This is a genomic window from Sporosarcina sp. resist, assembly GCF_014302295.1.
Taxonomy (GTDB): domain Bacteria; phylum Bacillota; class Bacilli; order Bacillales_A; family Planococcaceae; genus Sporosarcina; species Sporosarcina psychrophila.
The window spans coordinates 2,504,720-2,530,128 of record NZ_CP060287.1 but is presented as its reverse complement, the minus strand read 5'-3'; the positions used below and the strand labels follow the sequence as shown (position 1 = coordinate 2,530,128).

The window sequence follows — 25,409 nt, the reverse complement described above, 5'->3', positions numbered from 1 at the left end:
TTACTAACGACCTTTCTATAATTTAAAAACTTCCTATGTATGTGATGAAATCTCTAAAGAAGAATCACAAGTATCCTACTATATCACCAAAATGCCATACATTAAAGAAGGATGATTTAGTTTCAAACCATCCCCCCTACTTTATCAATGAAATCAGCATTATTTAAGGAATTCTTTATAAACGATAACCTTTAATGCTAGAATTTCTTCCTCCGTTAACTTTCCTTCAATATCTTTTAACAGCTCTTGTATTTCCTCATTCGACATTCCCTTTTGGGCGTTGGATTGAATAGCTTGGAGTTCACTAAACCCAATTTTTTTGATTAATACTCTTGTTGCCTGCTCTTTTGTTGTGAAAGGAAGATTACTACTTTCAACATTTGCACCTTCTTCAATGAAACGCATTAATTCAGGGTCATTTGCTACCATTTGTTTAATTTCGTTTAACTGTCCGCTATTTTCTAATTCAGCAGTTACAACGTTCATTACTTTGTCGGATGCAAGATTAGTTCCAACATAATAGATTCCATACCCAGCTCCACCAATAATTAATACGATGAGGAGAAGGATCTTCAACAGTTTCATATGTCTTCCTCCCATTTTCAATAGATTAGGAAACTATAAAATCTCATAGCGTGGATAAGCTGCAACATAGAGATTTCATTTCTAGACTCCAGCGTTTTTGTTCTTTAGAAAAAACGTTAGCAGAATGTAATTTTTCACATCCACTAACGTTTAACATATTGATAATTGTAGTCGTTACATTACTCTTTTGAAGCCGTACGCGCCTCTGTCATTTGCTTCCAAACAGAACCTTTAGCATCTTCACCTTCAGCAATTCGTGCAATGGCCATCCGGATTTGGAGTTTCACTTCAAACTCTAAATCGTTTTCAGCCTCTTTCAAAGCAGGCAACGCCTTGTCAGTTCCTGTTTCATATAAAAACATAGCCGCACGCCAACGAACCAGTTTGTTTTTATCATTCAATGTTTCGATTGCCGCCTGTTCGAACCCTTCAAATCCAAGGTCGCTCATGCAGTCTCCAGCCGTTCGACGCACTGCCCAACTTTTATCTTTAAGCGCTTTTTCTACATATGGAATGACAGCGTCGTCTTCAATCATACCAAGATAGACCGTTGCAAGGCGTCTGATTGACATCTTTTCATCGTCCAGTGCTCGTTCGAGAAGTGGTGCATCCGACATGTCGGGGTCAGGGATTTGATCCAGCAGTTGGAATCTAGTCTCCCATTGATCCACTGAGAACTCCTCCAGTGAAATTTTTCTTCCGCGCTGGATATTTTCACTTTGTCCTTCATTTGCCATACGGATAATCGCTAGCAAACGTTCTTCTGGATACGCCGCCTCTATTTCTTGGATCACCGTTTCACCAATTTCAGCTTTTTCTCCGTAACGGATTCCGTAATCTGCCCATTTACGCAATAATATATAGTTTTCCACTTCACGTCCATGAACCTTTTCCATAGCTTGCACAAAACGTTCACTTAGTCCAAAACGTTCCTCAGATTCGCTATCGAATACTTTCACTTGAAGGGGAATATCTTTGTAGGTCTGAACGTGTACGTATACTTCTCCGTAGTTGTCGTCAATCTCTTCCATAGATTCAGTCTGATCACTTTTCTCTTCATTGAAAACAGCCTGAACGTCTGCAAGAATTGATTCCCATGCGACATTACCAATTCGCTCGACGGCCATGAAGTTCATGACATGATAGATTCCTTTTACGCCATGAATGTTCAATAATGCTGAAGCTGGATAGGATGCTGTTTCAGCATCACTTTTTTTATAATTATGACTCGTCCCTTTTGGTAACTCTGTATCGAGCACGATTTTCATGGAATTGGGACTTGGTGTTGGTTCGATTGTTACGATTTTCATTTGTATTTGCCCCTTTCGTTAGGATTTATTCAATTCTTGTAAAAAAGACCAACGTTCAATGAGTGTTTCATATTTGCCGTTCAATTCGTCAAGTGTTGCCGTCAGTTCTCTTAGCTTATCGTAATCGGAGCCAGTGGATGCCATTTCTGCCTCCGTAGCTTCGATTGACTTCTCTACATTTTCAATAGCTGATTCAATTGTTTCGTACTCTTTCTTTTCAGCGTACGACATTTTCTTTTTGGTTTCCTGCTGAACCGGTATCTCTACCTCAACGATTGGCTCATGTGCCACTTTTTCTTTAGGTACATAGGTTTCAAGGAAGTCAGAATAGATACCAAACCATGTGTCGACATCCCCTGATCCATCCATTACCCATAGCTTTGTTGATGTTCGATCTAGGAAGAATCGATCATGTGAAATGGTGATGACAACGCCTGGGAATGTATCGATGAACGTTTCCAGTACTGAAAGAGTCTCAAGATCGAGGTCATTTGTCGGTTCATCCAAGAGCATGACGTTCGGTTGTTCCATTAACAGTTTCAACAAATAGAGTCTTTTTCGTTCGCCACCTGATAATTTACCGATGGGTGTCCCGTGTGCTTGTGTGGGGAATAAAAACCGTTCTAGCATTTGCGAAGCTGAAATTCGTACTCCATCAGCACCCTCAATATCATTTGACGTATCACGAATGTATTCGATAATTCGCTTTTTCTCATCCATAATTGGCGTGTGTTGTTGGAAATGAGCAATTTTCACTGTCGTTCCTTTGTCGATGATTCCACTGTCCGGTTGACTTTCTCCAGAAAACATATTCAATAACGTCGTTTTCCCTGCCCCGTTAGGTCCGACAACAGCGATACGATCACCTGATTGAAGGATACTAGAGAAATTATCAATGATTTTTCTTCCGCCGAACGACTTCGAGATGCCGACCGCTTCAATCACTTTCTTACCAAGACGTGTCGACTTAAGCGCGACTTCCATTTCTCCACCCGTATCTTCTTTTTTGACTTTCTCCGATAGGTCATCGAAGCGGTCAATTCGTGCTTTTTGCTTTGTCGATCTCGCTTTCGCACCTCGTCTAATCCATTTCAGTTCTGAACGGTAGCGATTTCGGAGTTTATCGTCCGTCGATGCAGCCATCTCCGCACGAATGGCTTTCGATTCAAGATAATTCCCGTAGTTACCTGTATGTGCATATAACGTTTTATCTGCAAGTTCATAAATATTGGTGGATAACTCGTCCAAAAAGTAGCGGTCATGGGTAACAAAGATGACAGCTCCTTGTTCATTTTTCAAGTAATCTGACAGCCACATAATTGAATCGACGTCGAGATGGTTTGTCGGTTCATCGAGTAACAAGAGATCGGCAGGCTCAATCAATACTTTTGCAAGTGTTACCCGTTTTTTCTGTCCGCCTGAAAGCTCGCCCATCTTCTTATCGAACGTTTCAATACCAAGTTTCGACAAAATCGTCCGTGCTTTTGAGTTTATATCCCAACCAGATAGATCGTCCATCTCGATTTGAAACTTTGAATATTGTTCCTGGTTTAGTGTAGATTCCGGATCCGAAGAAAGTGCTTGAAGTGCGTACTCATACTCTAAGTTGACCTTGATAATCGGTGCGTCACTCTTGAACACCGTTTCCATCACTGTAAGGTCCGGGTCAATTTCTGGCTCTTGTGGTAAATAAACAATACGGTATCTATTCGGATGTTCGGCCGAAATCGAATCAGCTTGTTCGACTCCAGCAATGATTGACAATAACGTCGATTTGCCTGTTCCATTGATTCCGAGTAGGCCTACTTTTTCTCCGCTTATGACCGTAAACGCTATATTTTTAAACAATGTTTTCTCCCCAACAGTCTTCGTGAGGTTTTCGATTATCAATTGACTCATAACAACACTTCCATTTCTAATATGTACCTCATCCTATCATAGCCGATTTACCTTGCTTTTTAAAAGAGTATTGTACTATCGCATGCATCTTATTAGTTGAAAAATGCATGTTACCCGAGAAGTATTGTTCCAAATTCCACAAAATGGTACGATTCTATCCATAAGATTTCCGCGAAAGGATGTGATGATCATTCGTTTGACAGTTAATGAATCCAATACCTATAACGAGGTTGAAATCACTATCAACTGTCCACAAATTGACAATGAACTTGAACGATTAATCAAACAGATTAACCAACTACATATAACCTTAACTGGAACAAAAGATGGGCGGACATATTCCCTTCTCGTCGATAACGTGTATTATATTGAATCGATTGATAACCGTTCGTTTCTTTACAATGAAAAAGATATCTACGAAAGTGACTTGAAGCTATACGAGATTGAGAAGTTGCTGGCAAGCACACATTTCATCCGCATTAGTAAAAACTTAATTGTCAATACAGCTCTAATTGACAGTGTGCGAGCCTTATTTAATGGGAAGTTTGAAGCGTCTTTGATGAACAGTGAAAAAGTCATCGTCAATAGACATTACTTCAAATCTTTCAAAGAAAAATTTTTAACGTGAGGAGGAGATCATTATGGACCTAGTTAAGCACTACATTTCAGCAAGTTGTATTTCATTCACATTTAGTAGTCTATTTTATCTTTTTTTTAGTTGGTTAAAAGTTTTCCCACCTATGGATGAAGCAATGATTGTTCATATGCTGATTATTTCAATTTGCATCATCTGTTTGATTTTTATTACGCATCAGTTACCCATTCAAAATCCGCTCATTTTAAGGTTCATTGAATTACTAGATGTCATCATTGTACTTCTTGTTGCAGGTGCAGTTTTCAAAGTTTTCCCATTCACTTGGTATGATACACCGTTCATTATCACTACTGGAATATTGACTTATATCGTAGTCATTATCGTTACGTTTATGGGTAATCAAATGAGCGCTACGCAAATTAACGCCGCCATTGCAGGTAAAAAAAGGGGAGTCCCTATTGACTAACATAATTGAGGTAATTGGATTGTCGAAATCATTCGGAAAAATAAAAGCTGTAAACGACATCAGTTTCTATGTAGAAAAAGGCGCCCTCTTTTCTTTTTTAGGTACGAATGGTGCTGGGAAATCGACGACTATTTCAATTCTCTTGACGCTCCTCCAGCTAGACAGTGGTCATGTCTATGTAAATGGTTATACTGTTGGCAAGCACGACCAAGCCATTCGCCAGGAAATCGGCGTCGTATTTCAAGAGAGCTTACTTGATCCTTTATTGACCGTCAAAGAGAATTTAGCGATTCGGGGATCTTTTTATGGGATGCCGCGGCAAGAACGTAACGTTGCGATTACTCGAGTTATGGATATCGTGGATATACAGTCTATTTCGAATCGACCTTATGGGAAATTATCAGGTGGACAACGACGACGAGTGGATATTGCGCGCGCCCTTATTCATAAACCGAACATCTTAATTTTAGACGAACCGACAACAGGGCTTGATCCAGAAAGTCGAAAAAACATATGGGCTACCATACTGCAACTTCAAAAAGAAACAGGTATGACTGTTTTTCTAACGACACATTACATTGAAGAAGCAGCAAACTCGGATTATGTTGTCGTTATGAAAAAAGGCAGCATCGTGGCAAAAGGAACTCCTGAACAGTTGAAAAATAACTATTCAACAGATTTACTGACAATTTCTACGGAGCGAGCAGATGAGCTGCGAAGCTTGCTCATGTTAGATGGATTGGATTTCGATGACGAAAAGTCGCTGTTTACTATCCGCCTTAATCATACGACGGAAGCGATACCAATTTTGGTGAAATTCACTTCTTTCATCTCATCTTTTGAAGTGAAGAAATCCAGTTTGGATGATGTTTTTATCGCCATCAATGGAAAGGTTGGGAATCCGGATGATCGCATTTGCTAAACGGAATATCTTATTGTATTTTCGGGATAAAGTCACTGTCTTTTTCTCACTTCTAGCCGTCATTATTTTAATCGCATTGTACGTTTTATTCTTAGGGGATATGACCGCCAAAGGGCTTCCGGACTTCCCTGCAAAAAAGGCAGTGCTCACTACCTGGTTCATTGCAGGGATCCTAGCGGTAACCTCTATGACAACGACACTCGGCTCATTTGGCATCCTGGTAGAAGATCGCGCAAATAAAACATACATGGATTTTTACTCTTCCCCTATTTCAAGAACAAAGTTGGTGGGTGGCTATATCATCAGCGCATTGGTTATAGGTTTTATCATGTGTATAATTACGCTTCTTGTTTCAAATCTATTTCTCTTCGTTTCCGGAGAAGTGGTGCCGTCGTTCGGTAAAATGATGGCGGCAAGCGGTGTAATTATCTTATCCGTATTAGCTAGCGGATCAATGGTGCTTCTGTTGGTTTCCTTTTTCAAAACGTCAAATGCATTTGCCGCAGCAAGCACGGTTATCGGAACACTTCTTGGTTTTTTAGCTGGCATCTATATTCCGATTGGTGGACTGCCTGATTACATCCAATCAGTTGTCAAGCTGTTCCCGGTTTCCCATTCAGCCGCACTGTTTCGGCAATTAATAATGGAGGCACCCCTTCTAGAGGCCTTCTCTACCGCGCCAGTTGCCATGAAGCAAGCATTCGAAATTGATATGGGCATGTTATACGACATCAATGGTAAAAAAACTACCCAGTTATTTAGTATTATGTATCTCTGTGGTACAACATTGCTTTTTTTCGGACTATCGTTACTTGTTATGCGAAGGAAAAATAAATAAGCTTACACGTGCACATAGAGGGTGTTCCTCAATGCACGTGCAAGCTTTTATGTCATTCATTAATTCACCAAACGTCCCGTTATTCCTTGCGCTTCCCAGTAAGCATCGCGAATTTGGACTTTTTGAATTTTGCCAGATGCTGTTTTTGGAAGTTCATTGACGAAAGTTATGCCTGTAACTACTTTGAAATGGGCTAACTTTTCTTTGCAGAAAGCAATAATTTCCTGTTCGGTTGCGTTTCTATGCTCGCGTAATACAATATATGCGTGAGGTGTCTCTCCCCACTTCTCATGTGGAACCGCAATGACAGCAGCTTCCAGTACCGCAGGGTGTTCGTATAGGACACCTTCTACTTCAATCGATGATATATTCTCTCCGCCACTAATGATGACATCTTTCTTTCGGTCTACGATGTTGATATAACCATTTTCATCAATAGTCCCCATGTCCCCTGTTAAAAGCCGGCCATTTTGCAACGCTTGTTCCGTTGCATGATCGTTTTTCCAATAGCCTTTCATAACACCATGACTCCGCACTGCCACTTCCCCGACTTGTTTCCCGTCATGGGCAACTTCCACTCCATTTTCATCGACAATCCTAACATCGCTACCAATCATCGAGAATCCAGCCTTCGCTTTCAATTCAGTCTGTTCATTTTTTGACAACCCGGTCAAATGCGAGTGGATCGTTGAAATGAGGCTAAGCGGAGAGGATTCCGTCATACCATATACTTGGATGAACTCCCAACCCAGCTCTTCTTCGACCCTGACGATGAAGGCAGGAGGTGGTGCAGATCCTGCAATCACCACGCGAATGTCTTGATTGATGACCGGATGATGCTGTTCATGATACAGCAGCAACGCATTTAATACGGTTGGTGCCATATGCAAGATGGATACTTTATGTTCTTGAAGTGCTTTAAATATGGATTCAGGCGTCGATTTTCTTGAACATATATGTGTAGCCCCATTTGCCGTGTAGTAAAAAGGAGAGCCCCAGCCATTGACATGGAACATTGGAAGAACGTGCAAATAGACGTCCGAGTCAGTGACCCTCAAATGATGCATCGTACTAAGCGCATGTAGATAATTATTACGATGCGTCAACATGACCCCTTTTGGATCTCCCGTTGTTCCACTCGTATACAGTAAGCTACAGACATCATTTTCATCCAGTTCTGCACGGTCAAATGCATCAGATGAGTAAGTAGCAAGCCAGTCGTCATAGCCCGTTTCTAGTGTTTCTTGATCTTTGTAGTGAACAATAATATGCTTTACCGTTTCAAATTGATCGATCACTGGTTTAATTAAGCCATAGAGATCTTGGTCGACAAAAAGAACTTTGGCTTCACTATGATTTAAGATGAATACGTAATCTTCCGGCTTTAAACGAATATTGAGCGGAACCATTACTGCACCAATTTGAAAAACGCCATAAAACCCTTCCAACATTTCAAGAGAATTCCCTGCTAAATAAGCGACCCTGTCCTCTTTTCCAATCCCTAACTCGCGTAGCCCTCTAGAAAGTTGGTTTACTCTATTATTCAGTTGTCGGTATGTAAAAACACGTTCTTCACAATGTACCGCATCCTTTTCTCCATACAAAGCAACTGCTCGATCGAGAAATTGCGGTAATACTAGTGGCATATTCATATAGATCACCTCACCATTTTGATATAGTATATAACACCTTGAATTTTCTGTCATTAGCAATTGTGCAACTTAGTGAGTAATTAATATGGATATGATTTATTAATAGAATGGAAAAAGTCTGATCTGTTAGCTAGAAAGCTCACTAACAGATCAGACTTCCTTATCTCATGCTTTACACTAGAACGGTCCAAAGTAGCATCGTAACTATAATTGTTGTTACGCCTTGTAACAGCGTTGCCATCGTTTGTGCCTTATACGCATCCGTCACTGTCATGCCACTAAATTGTGTAACAACCCAGAAGAAGCTGTCATTCACATGGCTAACAGTCATTGCTCCGGCACCAATCGCCATTACTACAAGCGCAAGTGGAATCGCTCCTTCAATTCCCATTGAAGGCAATAGTGGTGCTATTAATGTTGAGGTGATGACAAGTGAAGCAGTCGAAGATCCTTGGGCTGTTTTCAATGCGGCTGCGATAATAAATGGAATAAGGAGGAACAGAGCACCACCCGCTAACGCCTCCATATTCATGTTTGCGATAAGGTCTGCAATACCTGAATTTGAAATAACTTTCCCGAATGCTCCTCCTGCCCCAGTAATAAGAAGAATAGGAGCAGCTTCCTTCAATGCATCGCCAATCCAACCTGAAAGCGTTTCCTCATTAAATTTAGGAAGTAACAAAAACGATGCCAGCACACCGAATAGAAGCGCGACGGATGGTGCTCCTAAAAATCGTAGGAAGTTGATAAAAGCAGTGTCTTCGCCAGTAAGTGCTGCCACAGAACCGATTCCAATCAATACTATTGGCAGTACAATTGGCAAGAATGCTTTGAACGTGGAAGGCATTTTCCCGAACGATTCAACAATCTCTTCGTAATTCAGTCCGCCTTCCTCAGTATCTTCCGGTACTTCGATTTTTGAGGCTACTTTTACTGCCCAGAAATAACCAACAATAACTGCTGGAATCGCAACGAAAAGTCCAATTAAAATAATAGTCCCTAGATAATTTTCCGCGCCGATATTACCAGCTGCAGCAATTGGTCCCGGTGTTGGCGGAACTAACGTGTGTGTCGCATACAATCCGGTTGCAAGTGCAACTGACATGGATGCAATCGCCACTTTTGAACGTTTCGCCAATGCCTTTTTCAAACTTGCTAATATAATGAAGCCAGAATCACAAAAAACAGGGATTGATACGATATAACCGATGATTGACATTGCCAACTGAGGGCGCTTTTCACCGATTACTCGTAAAACGACTTCCGCCATTCTATATGCCGCACCCGACTTTTCTAGAATGACTCCAATAATAGTCCCCGCGACAATGACAATCCAATCGATTTCATTAATCCGCCGAATCCTTCATTGACATTTTCCACTACTGTGAGCAACGGCATGCCTGAAGCAATACCGACGAAAAATGCGCCGAGCAGTAAAGATAAAAACGGATGAACTTTAAAAACAGCTGTCAACACAACAACGAGCACAACACTAAGTGCAATAACTGCAAATAACATCTCTACACCCCTTTTGTATAGTTAGTTAAATAATTCTCCATTACCAACTTTGTTTTCGCTCTTAAATAATGACTTGGATGCGCAATCGACTCTTGTGATGAAACCGTTCCGTCTGTAATCGCATGTAATTCGTTGAATATGGGCGCCAATAGATCCCGGCTCTCTTGATCTATCACACCTGAAATAAGAATGATTGGCTTTCCCTCTTTATAGGCCACTTTCGCAACTCCAAATGGTGTTTTACCCGATAATGTCTGACTATCAGTTTTGCCTTCACCTGTAATAATTAAATCTGCGTCAGTAATTTGTTTGTCGAATGAAATCGCATTCAACACAACGTCGATACCCTGTTCCATTTCCCCAGGAAAAAAAGCTTGAAAAGCACCTCCGGCTCCCCCTGCCGCACCTGCTCCTTTTTTCCCGTGAAGAGAAATGCCGGTTAGTTGTTCAATTACATGGGCTAACCTCATCAAGTTTTCGTCAAGTCTATTTACCATCGCAGGACAAGCCCCTTTTTGTGGACCGAAAACAGCGGAAGCACCAGTTGGCCCGACAAATGGGTTACTGACATCACACGCAATTAGGAAAGTGCTTTCTGAAATTCGTTTATCAAAATCATGCATATCGATTGCTTGAAGGTTACCAAGTGAACCTCCCCCCCTTGACAATTCCACTCCGTTTCCACCCAGAAAACGCATTCCAAGTGCCTGTAACATTCCTACACCACCGTCGTTTGTCGCACTTCCCCCAAGCCCAATAATAAAATTGCGTAAGCCCGCGTCAAGTGCATGAACAATTAATTCGCCCGTGCCATAAGTCGATGTAACAAGTGGATTTCTTTCCTCTTCGTGCAACAGCATCAATCCAGATGCTTCCGCGATTTCAATGACAGACGTTTTCCTATCTCCAAGAACGCCATAAGCCGCCCCGACTTCTCGGCCAAGCGGATCTTGTACGACGACGGATACGATTTCTCCCCCCGTAGCGCCAACCAAACTGCTCATCGTTCCTTCCCCGCCATCAGCTGCAGGAAGCATAACTGTCTCGATAGAGGGGTCAGCATCATAAATGCCTGCCACCATCGCTTCAGCTGCTTCAACGGCCGTTAAACTACCTTTAAATGAATCTGGTGCCACAACTACTTTCAAAAATACTTCCCCCTTAACTAAAGCGCTTACTAATAGTATAGTTGAGCTATTCAGATAATACGTTATGCTAATTGTATAGAATTACCCGTAATATTTCCGGAAAAGTTATACATGGGGGATAGAATAATGCTGACAAAGCAACTTGCAGATGAAATTGTTGAACAAACGATGGTCCGGTTAAACCGTAATTTGAATGTCATGGATACGAATGGAATGATTTTGGCTTCAGGTGAAGAACAGCGCATCAACAAAATACATGAAGGTGCAGCATACGTCGCAAAAACGAAGGAAATATTATGGATTACAGAAGAAAACATGGTAAATTGGCATGGCACAAAACCAGGCGTCAATATGCCGATTCATTTTCAGCAACAATTAGTTGGTGTCATTGGAATAACCGGTAATCCTGCAGATCTCCGAGAAATCGCAACACTTGTACAATTAACAACTGAAATGATGGTTCACCAGTCACTCATTACCTCGCGGGCGGAATGGAAACGGAAGATGAAAGAACTGATTTTTGAAGAGTTAATTAGCGGTGAGCCGCTTTCGTTGATTGTTAAGGAGAGACTTTCTCTTTTGGGATTTAGCACAATAAATCCATACACAACACTTTTAATCGAATTTAAGAGCTTCCTACCTTCCTCTCAAAGAATCATTGAAAAATTGGAGGATCAATTTGAAAAAAACTCTGTTCTCATTGGACATTCACAATTGAATGAGGTATTCATTTTAATTAGCGGAATGACTGAAACTACTTTGAAGAGAAAACTTTCTATTTTACTACTTACTTTGCAGAAAGACTCCCTTGTCAGAATTGGCGTTGGCTATCCCGTCAATTCTTTAGATGAAATTCGCTACTCCTATACTACCGCCAAAAATGCATTGCAATTTGCACAACCAACACAACATCTCATATACTTTGAGGATGTCGGGTTATTGGCCCTACTGAAAAAAAACGCCTCATCGAGTGAGACGTTCAGATTTTCAAGTAGAGTGTTAAAGGGATTGAATGAACAAATGAAACGTTCACTCTCCATCTATTTTTCTTGTAATCAGAACAACACTATAGCTGCTGCAACCTTAGAAGTTCACCGCCACACATTAACGTACCGGCTTCGAAAAATAGAAGAAATAAGCGGCTATAACCCAACACTCTTTCATGATGCAGTTTTATTGAAAATCGCTCTTTTACTAGATGAAAAATAGGTATCGATCCCCCTTAAGCTATCCATTGCCTAAGGGGTTTTCCACATTTTCTCTATTCAGTTTTCTCGATTACCGTTCTCCCTCCCGCATACAACCCACTTGCGGATAAGCCCATCATCAAACCCACAAGTATACCTGCCTTAATGTCTTCTGGATAAATATAAATAATGCCCCCTACAACACCGAAGAGTAGTGATATGAACGGCAGTAGCCGCCTTGGCATCCCATACATCTTCAATAATTCCACGATTCCGATGATTAGCGGAATTAAAACGACATCATAGATTTCCAACGTTTCTCCTCCTCGAATAATTAGTCTACAATCGGATAACTGCTCAATAAAGTAAATGAATACGTAAATTTTCATGTGAAATCCAGTGGAGGTTCAACGGATTGGATGTGAATGTACAGAATTGTTGGTTGCATATAGAGCCAATGGTTATGTAATGAACTAACAATCAGCCTTTGCCGGGAAATAGAGTGCATGAATACTATGACAACTGACGTGCATTGCACACTTTGAGCTGCACCTTTTAAGGATATTCATCGAATTTAGCATCTACATCTCCTACAATCTATGAAAAGTGACATGGATACATGTGTATTAATCTCCCAGACTTTTACTATATAATTAATTTATTATCATAAAATATCTATTTATTAGATTTAGAAAATTATCACTATATCGAAACGTTGTAATATAAACGTTAATTGAAATAACAGCGTTTCCAATAATTATTTTTGACAATTGAAAACGTTTAATTGTATTATAGTGAAATATGAAGGAGGCATCATCATGTCACAGCTAACTAAGAAACAGATCGTGGAGAGTGTTCCGCAAAAAGGCTTCTTCGGGCACCCGAAAGGTTTGTTCACATTATTCTTCACGGAATTCTGGGAACGGTTCTCGTATTATGGTATGAGAGCAATACTCGTGTACTATATGTACTACGAAGTATCAAATGGCGGACTTGGATTAGATAAAACTATCGCCTTGTCCATCGTGTCAATCTATGGTTCGCTGGTCTACATGTCAGGTATTATTGGCGGCTGGTTAGCTGACCGGGTATTCGGTACCTCAAAAGCAATTTTTTATGGTGGAATATTCATTATGCTTGGTCATATCGCGCTTGCAATTCCCGGTAACATTTCACTGTTCTTCGTTTCGATGATTCTTATCGTAATTGGTACAGGGTTACTAAAACCAAACGTCTCCAGTGTAGTTGGTGATATTTACCCTGAAAACGACAACCGTCGTGATTCAGGATTCAGCATCTTCTATATGGGTATTAACTTAGGTGCATTCATCTCACCACTTATCGTTGGTAGTTTAATGAAAACAAGTTTCCATCTAGGATTCGGTGTTGCTGCTATTGGAATGTTTTTCGGTTTATTAATGTTCGTTTTGACAAAAAAGAAAAGTCTCGGCTTAGCGGGTACACAAGTAGCGAATCCATTACAACCGTCCGAGAAAAGAAAAGTATTCTCAATTTTCGCAATTGCGGCTGTAGTGATTGGGATTCTTGTTGCAATTGCCATCCCTCGAGGTTGGCTGACTTTTGAATCATTCATTATAATTGTCGGTATTCTCGGCTTCCTTATCCCAACGGTTTATTTTATTGTTATGTATAGGAGTCCAAAAACAAATGATGTGGAACGGTCCCGAATAATTGCGTTCATCCCGCTCTTCTTATCAGCTGTCGTATTTTGGGCAATTGCCGAGCAAGGTTCAACAATTCTTGCAGTTTATGCAGATACACGAACAAACCTTAATATTTTTGGCTATCAAATTTCACCAGCCTTTTTCCAATCATTTAACCCATTGTTTATCATTACAATGGCTCCTGTCTTTGCATGGCTATGGATGAAACTTGGTGATCGGCAACCGAATATTCCGCAGAAGTTCTCGTTAGGTCTTCTGTTTGCCGGTTTATCATTCATCATTATTTTAGTGCCCGGCTATTTAGGTGGGACAGATGCTCTCGTGAACCCACTATGGCTCATCCTAAGCATCTTTGTCGTCGTCTTAGGGGAACTGTGCTTATCTCCGGTAGGATTGTCAGCTACGACTAAACTGGCGCCGGTAGCGTTCTCTGCGCAGACGATGAGTCTGTGGTTCCTATCGAATGCTGCTGCACAAGCGCTTAACGCACAGATCGTTAAATTATATAAACCTGAAACTGAAATGATGTATTTTGGAATCATCGGTGGAACAGCGATTCTATTAAGTTTCCTCTTATTCGCAATGTCGCCGGTTATCCAACGATTTATGAAAGGCGTACGCTAATACAATTGAAACAAAACAAGCAGCCCTGTGAGTTTACAGGGCTGCTTGTTTTGTTTCAACATAAGTCTTAAATCTTGCATTTAACAACCTCGAGTAAACTAAACATAGGATAGTTTACAGTAAGTTCCCCGTTCTATTGGATGAACATATAGTATCTAATAGAATGAAATAATACGTTAGTTAATATGGTCAAGGAGTGATAACTTTGAGAAGAAGCGACTCAGTATTCAATACGGGATTACAAAATAACGATAGTTCAACGGATACTGGTGCTAAAATTTCATTATGGGGTTCAGCAATTTCTACCTTAGGGGATGCCCTACAAACCCTAGGGGCCGCTATTTCAATCGAAGAAAGTAGGATTTCTGACATCCAACAGCAACAAGAACTTGATAAATTACAGAATCAAATTGACGAATTAAAAAATGATCAAGTACAGAATAACTCGCAGAGTACTGATATTGAGAAACTTAATAAGTTTTTGGAGATAATTGTTAAACGCTTAGAAAAGGAAGACGATACAAAAGAAAATTAAATACGCAAATTGAGTGGAGTAAAATCGCAAGATTCAAACTCACTTGAAAATATCAGTTTTTAATTCGTTTACAAGCTTCACTAAATTATTCGTCATCTACTTTCCAATATTATGATTATGATAACAAATTGTACTGATTAAGATTAAATCATCGCCAGTTCGCAATAACCACCGATTCTACCATGTCCCTCTATTCTCCATATGAATTACAAAACCACGGTCACAAGCGTAATGAATTCCCTTGAGGCGGACAAAACAACTAAATAGCTTAGTAAATAACAAATCGCAGTCTTTTCAACGCAGAACAATCAATATACAAGACTTTTTGAATGCTGATAACTCTAATGTGACAAAAGGTGAATTATTATATTTCGAGTTTCTTGATTAAGACCTTAACTTTTAAGAACCTGTTACGTTTCAAGCATCTATTACGACTGATAAAAATTCAAGCGACAAAATAGCGATAACTTCGCCCCTACTATTTGAACTGTTAAGGGCGAAACATTCGAAGGAATAAAAAAGTACTTATTTATATTGAACAAATAGAGAGCGAAGTCGCCTAACGAAGGAAAGTAGGCATCACCTCCCCCTAGATAATTCAATGGGTTCTTAATTTCAACATATCTTTTGCACTATACACAAATTTTTTTTTAGATTTAGCGAGAAATTAAACCACTTAGTGAATCTAGGTGGTTTTTTTGTTTATTTAACTTCTGAAAAAGTACGATTTCTTCTGTTTTTTTGCTTCATTCAAATAGAGAATTTGGAATCTCAACTCAATCATACTTTTTTAATTTCAGAATAGAAGAAATTAATTATCCTGTTGAATTCATTTTTATAATAAATTGTTTTTCTATTACTATTTCAATGATAAGATGAATTTGACCCTATTTTTAGATTAGAATGAAAAGGAGGATAATTATGATTGTTGGCTTGTCTATTATTTTAATACTAGTTTTATTTTTGCCGTTCACTGTAAAAATAGTTGAACGGAACTTAGAAGTGTTTTTATTCATTATGGGGATTTCCGCGGTCCTTGTCAGTCAAGTACTTGACTCAACTTTGATCGTTAAAGCCCTGGAGGATCCGATACATATAACCCTAGCCGTTATTATCGCTGGATTAGTATTCCGCTGGTTACAAAAACCTTTCGAAAAAAGTATACGAGGCATGAGCAAAGCAATTCCATTTCGCTTATTCTTAGCACTTATCGTTATCGTTTTAGGAATCCTTTCTAGTGTCATTACAGCAATTATTGCAGCAATTGTCCTGGTCGCAATAGTAGGCGTTTTGCGCCTTGACCGTAAATCAGAAATCCGTCTTGTCATCATTGCTTGTTATTCAATTGGGCTTGGTGCTGTTCTTACACCAATCGGGGAACCTCTATCAACAATCGCAACAAGCAAATTGGATGCAGACTTTTTCTATTTACTACGATTAATCGGTCCTGATATCATTCCAGGCGTCATTGCTTTTGGAATACTGGCCGCAATCATAATCAAGCCTTCAAACAAGTTGAACAGTTTAAAAGTTAATCAAGGAACCGAATCGTATATGGATATTATTATTCGTGGGATTAAAGTATATCTGTTCGTAATGGCCCTTACACTGCTTGGTGCAAGTTTTGAACCATTTATCGAAAGATACCTATTAGATTTAAACCCTCTTGTATTATATTGGATTAACATGATTTCAGCAGTGCTTGATAATGCTACATTAGCTGCAGCAGAAATCAGCCCTGTTATGAATGATTCGACAATTAAAGCCCTTTTACTTGGACTGTTAATCAGCGGAGGTATGTTAATACCCGGAAACATCCCAAATATCATAGCTGCCGGAAAACTTAATATTAAAAGCAGTGAGTGGGCTCGTTTTGGTGTTCCGATTGGCTTGATTGCAATGGTTATTTATTTCATAGTGATCGTGACTGTCGGATGAATTGAAAAAAGGATGTAAATTGAGGGGTTCCCCATTTTACATCCTTTTCCGTTTCTTAGGATATTTTAAAAACTCGTACTATGGATAAGTTACCACATAGAGATTTCACGTCCAGACTCCTAAGCCTCCGAACAGGCACTTGCACTTGCACTTGCACTTGCACTTGCACTTGCGCTTTTGTTTTTTATACTTATTTCTTCTTGGTAACTCTTCCAAGAGCGAAAGCTCCGACAGCCAAGCCAAGAATTGTATTTGTTTTCTTATTGAACACTTGTTTAACAACAAGATTCAAGTTTTGTGGTCTTTCAGCAAGGCGACGCATGAAATAGCCGTACCAGTCATTCCCAAAAGGAACGTATGTACAGAAATTATACCCTTCGCTAGCCAATTGCAATTGCATGTCCTTTCTAAAACCGTATAGCATTTGGAACTCGAATTTATCATTCGGGATGTCATTTTCTTTAACAAATTGTTTTACATGATTAATGACATGATGATCATGTGTTGCAATTGACGTGAATTTACCATTTAACAAATGCCATTCGATCAATTGAATATAGTTTTCATCGATTTCTTTTTTATCTTGATAAGCATATTCTTCAGTCTCTTTATAAGCACCTTTTACAATACGCAAACGGAAATTTTTGTAATTTTGAATATCTTCTACCGCGCGGAAGAAATAAGCTTGAATTACCGTTCCGATATTGTCATAGTCCTTAGACAACTCATCAAGGAGATCAAATGATGGTTGCAAACGAGCATGATCTTCCATATCAAAGTTAATGAAAATTTCATAACTTTTTGCTTTAGCTGCAATTTCTTTTAGATTTCCCAAACAGAAATCAATATCTATATCTAAACCTAATTGAGATGGTTTTAGAGAAATATGAGCATCGACCCCGTGTTCGTGAATAGCTTCGATGACTTCCAAAATTTGTTTTTTCGCAGCTAATGCTTCCTCTTTTTCAAAGACGAATTCCCCAAGGTTATCTACCGTACAAGAAATCCCATGTGCATTCAGTTCTTTAATACTTTGGATAGTTTCAGCTACATTAGTTCCTGCTACAACATTTTGTGCTCCCATTTTTAAGCCGTATTTTTTTGCCGCGCTATTCAAAAGCTGGTTTTGGGACAATCCGATAAAGAAGTCTTTTAACATGTTATATGCTCCTCAATATTGTTTTTTATTTTTTAATTATATCACACGACCGTGCTTTTGCTGAAATGATAACTGGTTACAGAATCATTAGTTGTTCAAAGAACTTTTTTCTAGATAATTTTGCCACACTTCGACAAGTAAGCAAATGCCCCAATAGATTAGACCTACCAAAATATAAACCGTCATATAGTCGAATTCCCTGCCCCCAACGATTTTTGCGCGTTGAAACAGATCGGGCACAGTAATCATCGCAGCCAATGAAGATGCTTTGATCAAATCTAGTAGAACATTAGACAATGGCGGAATTGCGATTCGTGTTGCTTGTGGTAAAATTACAAAAAGCAATGATTGCCAATAGGACATCCCTAATGCAGTGGCAGCTTCCCATTGTCCCTTATCAATTGAGTTAAGCGACGATCGGATAATCTCAGCCATATAAGCTGAAGAGTGAAGGCTGAAGCCTATTAAAGCGGCAGTGACAGCTGAAAATTGAATTCCGATATTAGGCAAACCAAAATAGAGTAAAAATAGGAATACAAGCATCGGTGTACCCCGCATATAGGATATGAAGATACGTGCTGGCCACCTAAATAGTACTAATTTAGACGTTCTGCCTAGCGCCAGGAAGAAGCCCAATATCAGCCCGCACACCATGCCCCCAAAGGAAATGAGTATGGTGTAACCAACCCCCTGCAAAATATACGGAAATGACTCGATGGCAAGCTGCAAATCGAAAATGTGTTGCCATTCAATTCCACTCACATTACAAGCCGCCTTTTCGATTATTCAAAATCATAGTCTTGTTCAACTGATACATCTTCCCCACCAAAGAATTGCTTCGACAATTCAGAAATTGTTCCATCCGCGTGCATTTCGACAAGTACGGAGTTCACTTGCTTTAGTAGTTCATCATTGTCTTTTTTCATGATGATTGCTTGGACATTCGGATGATATTTGATATCCGGATGGATCATGATTTCAAACTCCGGAAATGCAGCAAGTGCCAATTTTTGTAAGTAGTAATCATTCAAGATGACATCCGTACGGCCTATAGAAACATCACGCAAATACACATCATTTGTGACGTTATCATAAATCACCTCTTCAGCACCGTGGTCGCGTCCAACTTGCATATAAACGGAAGTTGCAGCCCCAGCCGCTTTTTTTCCTTTCAAATCTTCAAGAGACTCAATACCTGAATGATCCGATTTCCGTACGATAGCAGTACCGAATGAATACTTATAAGGCTCAGAAAAAGTGAATTTCTCTTCCCGTTCGGGTGTGATTTCAATATCATTCACTGCTAGATCAGCTTGCCCACTATTCAAAGAAGTAAGCATTCCGTCTAGACCCATTTCAACGTATTTGATCTCCAGCTTCAGACGCTTTCCTAGCTCGTTCATTATTTCAACTTCGTACCCCGTTAGTTCCTTGCTTTCGCCGTCATGGTATGATGCTGGATAAAGAGTTCCTGACGTTGCGACAACAATTTCACCTTTTTCTTGAATGTTCTCCCAAGTGGAAGTTTTAGAACCACTCTCCTTATTTGTATCGCCACTAGCACCACAAGCAGCTAAAACAACCATCATTGAAAATAGTAATAAAGACAGGAAGATTTTACTAAGATGTTTTTCTTTTGTCATCGAGATTCTCCTTTTGAAAATAGTATTTTACAAATAATTGTCCACTGAAAATTATAATACATTCTTAGTTAAGATGTAACCCTTATGATTCTAAATTAGGAATACAGATAGTTTAGAATTGGGGGGTTATTAGAGAAAAATGAAAAATAGTGATGGGATTATGGTATATTCATAAACAATTAGTTTTATATTCAAAGTAAAAGGAGATGTTCCCAAATGTGGGGATCTTTCAAGTTGGATAGCATTAAAGACCTGATACGTATTTCACTTAAAGGGTTTTCTCAAGTAATGTTAATCGACAATGCAATCTTAGGAGGGTTAATTCTTTTAGGGATAATGCTACACTCTCCCCTTCTTGGATTAATGGCACTACTGTCTTCCATGATTGGTACGGTGACGGGAAAATATTGTGGAGGATACCAAATTGCAGTTAGCCATGGAATATATGGATTTAACGCCATCCTTTCCGGTATCGCGGTAATGTTATTTTTACAAAATGATTGGAACTGGGTTATTGCACTATTTGCTGCAATAGCAGCTGCTTTGCTTATGGCTATCTTATCGAAGTTTTTAGCCAAGTGGAATATTCCCTTGCTCACTTTTCCATTTCTTTTTGTAACATGGGTTAGCCTTTTTGCGGCATATCGTTTTAGCGTAATGCATGTAAACCCGTCATTTGTCACATCATCTCCTGCTAACTGGAATCTTCCAGTTGAAGGTAAACCCAATTTCTTTCTCGGTTTAATAAAAGGTGTAGGTGAAGTATTCATTATTGACTCTCTATGGGCAGGTTCGCTTATTCTAATTGCTCTCTTCGTGGCTGGATGGAGATTTGGTGTCTATGCGATTATTGGGACATTTGTGTCTTGGCTAACTGCATACTCGCTAGGGGTCGATGTTGAATTGCTAGATTTAGGTCTCTATAATTATAATGCCGTGTTAGCAATGATTGCCGTGGGTCTAATGTTCGATGAAAAAAGTAATTTCCCCCTAATGGGTATATTTGCAGCTGCAATGACAGTCCCAATTGCAGCAGGTATGGATTTAATTCTTTATCCGAAAGGGCTTCCCGTATTAACATCTCCCTTTATCATTAGTACATGGCTATTTTTAGCGATGAGGAGAACGATACCCATATTTGAGCCACAAATCACAGAAAAGTAGCAAGAAAATACATAATTAAAATGTGTAAAGACCCGCAAAAGCAATTAGCTTTTTGCGGGTCTTTTTTTAATAAGAATAAGAAAATATTAGTTTTTTGACTTAGAATAGTGTCTAGCTCCAGGCGCTTTCGCTTTTCTTAATTATTCCAATCTGAACTGCCCGACAAGTTTCTCCAGATCTTGTGCCATATGACTCATTTCAGTAGAACGTGTTGCAACTTCTTCAATTGAAGCTGATGTCTGCTCTGTTGCAGCCGAGATATTGTTAGACATATCTTCAATTGAATGAATCGATTGCGTCAAGTCATTGATGAGTACTACTACACGATTTGAACTTTCTGCTTCAGCTGTCGTTAATTCTGAAATTAAGTTAATTTCCTTAACAGTTTCAGAGACGGCAATTGAAATGTTACTTAAGGAAGTTGCAGTCAAACGAACCGTTTCTGTTCCGGATTCAATAAGTTTTGTGCTCTCTGATGTAGAAGTAACAACTCGACCGATACTTTCAGTAATATCTTGCACTAGCTTTTCTACTTCAAGAACTTCTTTATTGGACTGTTCTGCAAGTTTTCTTACTTCCTCCGCAACGACCGCAAATCCTTTGCCATGTTCACCCGCACGTGCAGCTTCTATCGATGCATTAAGCGCAAGTAAATTCGTTTGGGCAGCAATGCCTGCAATTGAACTGGTGATATTTTGAATTTTAGTTGTAGATTCAATTAGATTTTGAATCGTACCACCTGCTTCATTTGAGGAGACTCTGATTTTCTCCATATCATTACTAATGTCATTTACGCTATGCTGACCTTCTTCTGCAATTTTCATTGTCCGCTCAGAGTTCCCCGCACTTAGTTCAGCTTTCTCTTTTGAATCCTGAAGATCATTCGCCAGAGAAGACAAGATTTTGGATGCATGTTCTGCATTGATTGTCCCGTCGGAGATAGAAGCTGCGGTTTCACTCATATTGTGTGCGACCTGTTGAATCGCCATCTGCATTTCATTTAATGAAGCAGCTGTGTCAAGTGAGTTTTGCGTTAATTGAACAGCTGTTGTTTTGACTGTCCCAATCGTATTGCGCAAGTTCGCTGTCATCATGTTTAATGTTCGTCCTAAATCGCCAACTTCATCTTTACTTGTTACAACTGTATCTTCAATGCCGAGATTTCCATTCGCAATTTCTTTCGCATGTGCGATTAAAGCTGAAATCGACTTTGTTTTACGTCTGATTAGCATAATTGTAATGATCGATGCGATGATCATTGGAATAAGGCTGATTAAAATACCATTCCGAACAACATCCCATGTTCTTCCAGCAACAATTGAACCATCAAAATCGATAACGCTGATTGCGATGATTTCTCCATTTGGATCGTGATTTTCAAATATCGGTGCATAACCAGATAGACGTTTTAGACCTGCAAATTCATAGAGCTCTGTGTAAGTTGAATGCTTCATATCCAAGAGCATTGCAAGCGCTTTTTCATCAACCGGAACCGAATCACCTGGTTCGAATCCTTTTGCACTTAAATGGTCATCAAGTGCTAGAATTTTCCCATCTAGATCAATGATGTATTGAGTCTCGAAAATAGCTTTATGATTGAGTGTCCAGTTAAGCTGTTGACCAACCTCATCCATCGTTTCGCGGTCACCTTTAAGCATTTTTCCCACGTCTTCCGGCCGGATCAAACCTGTTGTAATACTCGCGCATCCATACGCTTCAACACCTGCGGCATCATATAATTTATCGTAAGCTGTTTTATATGTTGCGATGGACGTAATCGCTAACATTGCAACCATGATACCGACAATAATCGTTCCCAATTGTACCGTTAGTGTATTTCTCATTGTTTTTCCCCCTACTATTCTACTAGTCTATAATACTCTATAAATCAACAAAAACAAAGTCCGTAAGACATAGATTATTCGTCCGTTTCATGCCTAATTAGACAAATTTCTGTTATTTTTGATGTTATCTTCTATGATAAGAGGGGATTATCTTCTGTATTGCCTACGGATAAATAATATAATTAGATATGTTGAATTAAAGAATCCCATTGAATCTGTCGTGGCACTCAATAATAAGAGAGGTGTAATTCGGGGTGTGGATTGTAGAACGCTTGGTGCTTTGGGGATGCCTTTCGCCGCGCCTGCGCTAGGTTGTTCATTATCGAGAGAAATGTGATTTTGAGATGTATATGCCGAGATTGTAAGGTGATTACTAGTTGATATAATATAAATGAATCCCATTGAACTGCTACGGCGCTAGGGGATGCCTCTTGGCATTAACTGTATAATTTCTGCAAAGAACGCAGAAATTATACAAACCGAACTCTTCGTTGTTCGGTTGGCTACCCCTGTTAAGGCGCCTTCGTTCAGTATATATACCGGATTCAACATATATAATTATAGTCAAGAAAGACGCAATCCAGGTTGCAGATTTCACCACTAATAATGAAATGCTCTTTCTCACATAGACCATCCAGCGAAGGCGCGACTTCGTGGCAGCCGGAGCGATAAGACTAAGGAGGGATGCAGTTCAATCCCTCCCAAGGGGTCTTCTTTCTGGCTTATCGCGGGAGGCATCCACAAAGCATCGAAGCGGTATTGGCAGGAATTCTAATTTGCTCTAAATAGTGGGACTTTTTCAGTGACCTCCTAAAAGCCTTTATTAAGCGCATACGCCGTATTCATTTGTTCAACATATAAAGATATGGTGAAATAAAGAATTCCATTGAGTCCGCTACGCCTTAAATAGATTCATTTAATTATTCTACTTCAATGGAGTATAATAATTAATACGTACTTTTAATGAGCAGTTAACTAGTATATTTTTCTCGAAATAATGAAATGGGGTGCTGAAATGGAAGTCCTCAACTACTTAGCTAGGTTTTGCGGAACACAGAACAAAGAGATATCCCTCTTTGATTTAACCGAGTTACAACGATTGCATGTCCAACATATCCCTTTTGAAAATTTGGATGTGATTCGCAGGGTACCAATTTATCTTAACTTACAACATATTTATGATAAAATCGTCCGTCGTAAACGTGGCGGTTATTGCTACGAGTTGAACGGGCTTTTCAGTTGGCTACTAACCGAATTGGGGTACGATGCACATTTAGTTGCAGCTACAGTTCTAAGGCCAAGCGGAGAGTGGGCAAAAGCAGATACTCATGCAGCTATTATTGTACAACTTGATCAACCCTATCTTATAGACGTAGGTTTTGGTGACTCCACTTCTTTACCGATTCCACTAAACGGGGAGGAACAAACTGATATAAGCGATACATATAGGGTTATTCAACAGCTAGATCAATCATTTTATCTGGAACGAATCAGTGACACTGAGATAAAAACGCTATATCGATTCGATTTAACCTCAAAAGCACTTGTCGATTTTCATGAGGGCTGTGTATTTAATCAAGTTGCAAAAGAATCATCTTTTACACACTCAGATATCGTCACCCGCGCCACTACTACCGGTCGAATTACATTATCAGATCAGACAGTAACTATAACCGAAAATAATATTAAAACTAAAACAATACTTTCAATAGAAGAGAAAGTACACTTCTTAGAAGATGTTTTTGACATTCGTCTATAAAAAATGACAAAAAAAGCTAACCGGAATGGCTCGTAGCATTGATTCCGGTTAGCTTTTTTCTAGTTGCCCCTATTCTTTTTATAATAATCCTGACCTTGCATTTTCACGAAACCGACTGATTCATATAGGCCAAGTGCACGATTATTTTTCGCTTCTACTTCAAGCCAGATTTGATTGCCAGCATCGTGCTCACTTTTCACGATATTGCGGAGTACCTTCCTACCGTACCCTCTCCCCTGGAACTCGGGTAAAATGGCGAATCCGTAAATCCATGCTTCACCATCCATGCGATTGATCCGGACCTTACCAATCGTTCTGTTATCTGCCTCAATCATCAAAAACTGCTCGTCCTGTCTTTCTTTTATGCGCTCCAGATGAGAACGCGCATCTTCTTCATCCATTCCGAATGCAAGGACATCGAGCTTCACTTCAAGGTTCGCATCACTTTTTTTCGCCACACGAATCAGAACCTCGTCGCTCGCTTCAATCGGCTGTTCTGACCAACGCATCTGATATTCAGAAAACGCATAGGAATAGGGCTGACTTGCTAACCATCCCTTAGCGGTATTGGACAAAGACGGGGTGTTCAATAAAATTGTTTGAAAACCATATTGTTCGATTGGTGCTAATGCTTGTTGCCATAGTTCGGTAAAATGCCCTTTCCTTCTATTCCTCGGATTAACCATTCCACATACTTCAACGGTAGAGCCAAAACCAAATAAAGCTAAATAAGCGACAAGTTCTCCATCCTCTTCATGAAAAAAATCCATTTGACGTCCTTCTCGTTCTCTGAGCATCTCCCAATTTAACTTCAGTTGAATACCATCCGTTTTTTCACATTCTTTTTGAAGCTGTTTAATCGCAATTAATTGACTTTCTTTTAACATATATAATCCTCCAATTCAAAAGCTTCTTGCTTTTGATATGTAAATGCCTAA

21 protein-coding genes and 2 pseudogenes are annotated in these 25,409 nt (G+C 39.5%); 10 read left to right on the top strand and 13 right to left on the bottom strand.

What is annotated here, in order from left to right; translation table 11 throughout:
* Positions 1 to 159: 159 nt before the first annotated feature.
* The 3 genes from H7992_RS12245 to H7992_RS12235 all read right to left on the bottom strand — a co-directional run bounded on the left by H7992_RS12245 (position 160) and on the right by H7992_RS12235 (position 3,794).
* Complete coding sequence (locus H7992_RS12245) at positions 160 to 585, bottom strand: hypothetical protein (protein ID WP_187047731.1); 426 nt, start codon at positions 583 to 585, stop codon at positions 160 to 162.
* 179 nt (positions 586 to 764) lie between these two features.
* A complete protein-coding gene (locus tag H7992_RS12240; protein ID WP_067209062.1) occupies positions 765 to 1,895 on the bottom strand; it encodes a conserved virulence factor C family protein in 1,131 nt (376 codons plus the stop codon).
* Positions 1,896 to 1,913: 18 nt separating this feature from the next.
* Positions 1,914 to 3,794, bottom strand: a complete 1,881-nt coding sequence (locus H7992_RS12235) for an ABC-F family ATP-binding cassette domain-containing protein (protein ID WP_187047730.1) — start codon at positions 3,792 to 3,794, stop codon at positions 1,914 to 1,916.
* 184 nt (positions 3,795 to 3,978) lie between these two features.
* Here H7992_RS12235 and H7992_RS12230 point away from each other — a divergent pair, with 184 nt between their 5' ends.
* From H7992_RS12230 to H7992_RS12215, 4 genes are read left to right on the top strand one after another with little or no spacing between them, the layout of a single operon-like run.
* Complete coding sequence (locus H7992_RS12230; protein ID WP_187047729.1) at positions 3,979 to 4,422, top strand: LytTR family DNA-binding domain-containing protein; 444 nt, start codon at positions 3,979 to 3,981, stop codon at positions 4,420 to 4,422.
* A gap of 13 nt (positions 4,423 to 4,435) precedes the next feature.
* Positions 4,436 to 4,855: a hypothetical protein gene (locus tag H7992_RS12225; RefSeq protein ID WP_187047728.1), complete on the top strand. Its 420-nt coding sequence runs from the start codon at positions 4,436 to 4,438 to the stop codon at positions 4,853 to 4,855.
* Entirely contained in the window at positions 4,848 to 5,777 is a 930-nt protein-coding gene (locus H7992_RS12220) for an ABC transporter ATP-binding protein (protein WP_067209047.1), read from the top strand. Before H7992_RS12225 ends, H7992_RS12220 begins: the two co-directional genes overlap by 8 nt.
* Positions 5,761 to 6,615, top strand: a complete 855-nt coding sequence (locus tag H7992_RS12215; protein ID WP_187047727.1) for an ABC transporter permease — start codon at positions 5,761 to 5,763, stop codon at positions 6,613 to 6,615. Before H7992_RS12220 ends, H7992_RS12215 begins: the two co-directional genes overlap by 17 nt.
* 59 nt (positions 6,616 to 6,674) lie before the next feature.
* Here H7992_RS12215 and H7992_RS12210 read toward each other — a convergent pair whose 3' ends face one another.
* The 3 genes and pseudogenes from H7992_RS12210 to H7992_RS12200 form a co-directional block, all read right to left on the bottom strand.
* Complete coding sequence (locus tag H7992_RS12210) at positions 6,675 to 8,267, bottom strand: long-chain-fatty-acid--CoA ligase (protein ID WP_187047726.1); 1,593 nt, start codon at positions 8,265 to 8,267, stop codon at positions 6,675 to 6,677.
* 172 nt (positions 8,268 to 8,439) lie between these two features.
* Positions 8,440 to 9,785, bottom strand: a pseudogene (locus tag H7992_RS12205) (GntP family permease).
* A gap of 2 nt (positions 9,786 to 9,787) precedes the next feature.
* Positions 9,788 to 10,933, bottom strand: a complete 1,146-nt coding sequence (locus tag H7992_RS12200) for a glycerate kinase (protein ID WP_187047725.1) — start codon at positions 10,931 to 10,933, stop codon at positions 9,788 to 9,790.
* A 126-nt stretch (positions 10,934 to 11,059) separates the two neighbouring features.
* On the opposite strand from H7992_RS12200, the gene H7992_RS12195 reads away from it, so the two are divergent.
* Positions 11,060 to 12,142, top strand: a complete 1,083-nt coding sequence (locus H7992_RS12195; RefSeq protein ID WP_187047724.1) for a CdaR family transcriptional regulator — start codon at positions 11,060 to 11,062, stop codon at positions 12,140 to 12,142.
* 52 nt (positions 12,143 to 12,194) lie between these two features.
* On the opposite strand, the gene H7992_RS12190 is transcribed toward H7992_RS12195, so the two are convergent.
* On the bottom strand, positions 12,195 to 12,434 hold the full coding sequence (locus tag H7992_RS12190; RefSeq protein ID WP_067209032.1) for a hypothetical protein: 240 nt from the start codon (positions 12,432 to 12,434) through the stop codon (positions 12,195 to 12,197).
* 71 nt (positions 12,435 to 12,505) lie between these two features.
* Positions 12,506 to 12,631, bottom strand: a pseudogene (locus H7992_RS12185) (DUF1259 domain-containing protein); the annotation flags it as partial.
* 307 nt (positions 12,632 to 12,938) lie between these two features.
* Here H7992_RS12185 and H7992_RS12180 point away from each other — a divergent pair.
* The 3 genes from H7992_RS12180 to H7992_RS12170 all read left to right on the top strand — a co-directional run bounded on the left by H7992_RS12180 (position 12,939) and on the right by H7992_RS12170 (position 16,902).
* Positions 12,939 to 14,429 carry a peptide MFS transporter gene (locus H7992_RS12180; protein WP_067209029.1) on the top strand — a complete coding sequence of 497 codons (1,491 nt, stop codon included), beginning with the start codon at positions 12,939 to 12,941 and terminating at the stop codon, positions 14,427 to 14,429.
* 205 nt (positions 14,430 to 14,634) lie between these two features.
* Positions 14,635 to 14,964, top strand: coding sequence for a hypothetical protein (locus tag H7992_RS12175; protein ID WP_067209027.1), 330 nt, complete (start codon positions 14,635 to 14,637; stop codon positions 14,962 to 14,964).
* Positions 14,965 to 15,885: 921 nt separating this feature from the next.
* Positions 15,886 to 16,902 (top strand): DUF1646 family protein, encoded by a 1,017-nt coding sequence (locus H7992_RS12170; protein WP_187047722.1) that lies wholly within the window; start codon positions 15,886 to 15,888, stop codon positions 16,900 to 16,902.
* A gap of 190 nt (positions 16,903 to 17,092) precedes the next feature.
* Here H7992_RS12170 and H7992_RS12165 read toward each other — a convergent pair whose 3' ends face one another.
* From H7992_RS12165 to H7992_RS12155, 3 genes are all read right to left on the bottom strand, one after another.
* Complete coding sequence (locus H7992_RS12165; RefSeq protein ID WP_187047721.1) at positions 17,093 to 18,061, bottom strand: proline dehydrogenase family protein; 969 nt, start codon at positions 18,059 to 18,061, stop codon at positions 17,093 to 17,095.
* Between the two features lie 87 nt (positions 18,062 to 18,148).
* Positions 18,149 to 18,823 (bottom strand): amino acid ABC transporter permease, encoded by a 675-nt coding sequence (locus H7992_RS12160; RefSeq protein ID WP_067209019.1) that lies wholly within the window; start codon positions 18,821 to 18,823, stop codon positions 18,149 to 18,151.
* A 20-nt stretch (positions 18,824 to 18,843) separates the two neighbouring features.
* Positions 18,844 to 19,704, bottom strand: coding sequence for a transporter substrate-binding domain-containing protein (locus H7992_RS12155; RefSeq protein WP_187047720.1), 861 nt, complete (start codon positions 19,702 to 19,704; stop codon positions 18,844 to 18,846).
* A 216-nt stretch (positions 19,705 to 19,920) separates the two neighbouring features.
* Between H7992_RS12155 and H7992_RS12150 the strand changes: the two genes are divergently transcribed.
* Positions 19,921 to 20,868 carry an urea transporter gene (locus tag H7992_RS12150; protein WP_187047719.1) on the top strand — a complete coding sequence of 316 codons (948 nt, stop codon included), beginning with the start codon at positions 19,921 to 19,923 and terminating at the stop codon, positions 20,866 to 20,868.
* A 140-nt stretch (positions 20,869 to 21,008) separates the two neighbouring features.
* Here H7992_RS12150 and H7992_RS12145 read toward each other — a convergent pair whose 3' ends face one another.
* Entirely contained in the window at positions 21,009 to 22,712 is a 1,704-nt protein-coding gene (locus tag H7992_RS12145; protein ID WP_187047718.1) for a methyl-accepting chemotaxis protein, read from the bottom strand.
* 1,015 nt (positions 22,713 to 23,727) lie between these two features.
* Here H7992_RS12145 and H7992_RS12140 point away from each other — a divergent pair.
* Positions 23,728 to 24,471, top strand: a complete 744-nt coding sequence (locus H7992_RS12140) for an arylamine N-acetyltransferase family protein (protein ID WP_187047717.1) — start codon at positions 23,728 to 23,730, stop codon at positions 24,469 to 24,471.
* 59 nt (positions 24,472 to 24,530) lie between these two features.
* Here H7992_RS12140 and H7992_RS12135 read toward each other — a convergent pair whose 3' ends face one another.
* Positions 24,531 to 25,358: a GNAT family N-acetyltransferase gene (locus H7992_RS12135; protein ID WP_067209007.1), complete on the bottom strand. Its 828-nt coding sequence runs from the start codon at positions 25,356 to 25,358 to the stop codon at positions 24,531 to 24,533.
* Positions 25,359 to 25,409 lie beyond the last annotated feature (51 nt).

Excerpts from the sequence above, each read along its gene's own strand:
- H7992_RS12245 (WP_187047731.1), bottom strand. The coding sequence starts at position 585 with ATGAAACTGTTGAAGATCCTTCTCCTCATCGTATTAATTATTGGTGGA.
- H7992_RS12240 (WP_067209062.1), bottom strand. The coding sequence starts at position 1,895 with ATGAAAATCGTAACAATCGAACCAACACCAAGTCCCAATTCCATGAAA.
- H7992_RS12235 (WP_187047730.1), bottom strand. The coding sequence starts at position 3,794 with ATGAGTCAATTGATAATCGAAAACCTCACGAAGACTGTTGGGGAGAAA.
- H7992_RS12230 (WP_187047729.1), top strand. The coding sequence starts at position 3,979 with ATGATCATTCGTTTGACAGTTAATGAATCCAATACCTATAACGAGGTT.
- H7992_RS12225 (WP_187047728.1), top strand. The coding sequence starts at position 4,436 with ATGGACCTAGTTAAGCACTACATTTCAGCAAGTTGTATTTCATTCACA.
- H7992_RS12215 (WP_187047727.1), top strand. The coding sequence starts at position 5,761 with ATGATCGCATTTGCTAAACGGAATATCTTATTGTATTTTCGGGATAAA.
- H7992_RS12210 (WP_187047726.1), bottom strand. The coding sequence starts at position 8,267 with ATGAATATGCCACTAGTATTACCGCAATTTCTCGATCGAGCAGTTGCT.
- H7992_RS12195 (WP_187047724.1), top strand. The coding sequence starts at position 11,060 with ATGCTGACAAAGCAACTTGCAGATGAAATTGTTGAACAAACGATGGTC.
- H7992_RS12180 (WP_067209029.1), top strand. The coding sequence starts at position 12,939 with ATGTCACAGCTAACTAAGAAACAGATCGTGGAGAGTGTTCCGCAAAAA.
- H7992_RS12170 (WP_187047722.1), top strand. The coding sequence starts at position 15,886 with ATGATTGTTGGCTTGTCTATTATTTTAATACTAGTTTTATTTTTGCCG.
- H7992_RS12165 (WP_187047721.1), bottom strand. The coding sequence starts at position 18,061 with ATGTTAAAAGACTTCTTTATCGGATTGTCCCAAAACCAGCTTTTGAAT.
- H7992_RS12155 (WP_187047720.1), bottom strand. The coding sequence starts at position 19,704 with ATGACAAAAGAAAAACATCTTAGTAAAATCTTCCTGTCTTTATTACTA.
- H7992_RS12150 (WP_187047719.1), top strand. The coding sequence starts at position 19,921 with ATGTGGGGATCTTTCAAGTTGGATAGCATTAAAGACCTGATACGTATT.
- H7992_RS12145 (WP_187047718.1), bottom strand. The coding sequence starts at position 22,712 with ATGAGAAATACACTAACGGTACAATTGGGAACGATTATTGTCGGTATC.
- H7992_RS12140 (WP_187047717.1), top strand. The coding sequence starts at position 23,728 with ATGGAAGTCCTCAACTACTTAGCTAGGTTTTGCGGAACACAGAACAAA.
- H7992_RS12135 (WP_067209007.1), bottom strand. The coding sequence starts at position 25,358 with ATGTTAAAAGAAAGTCAATTAATTGCGATTAAACAGCTTCAAAAAGAA.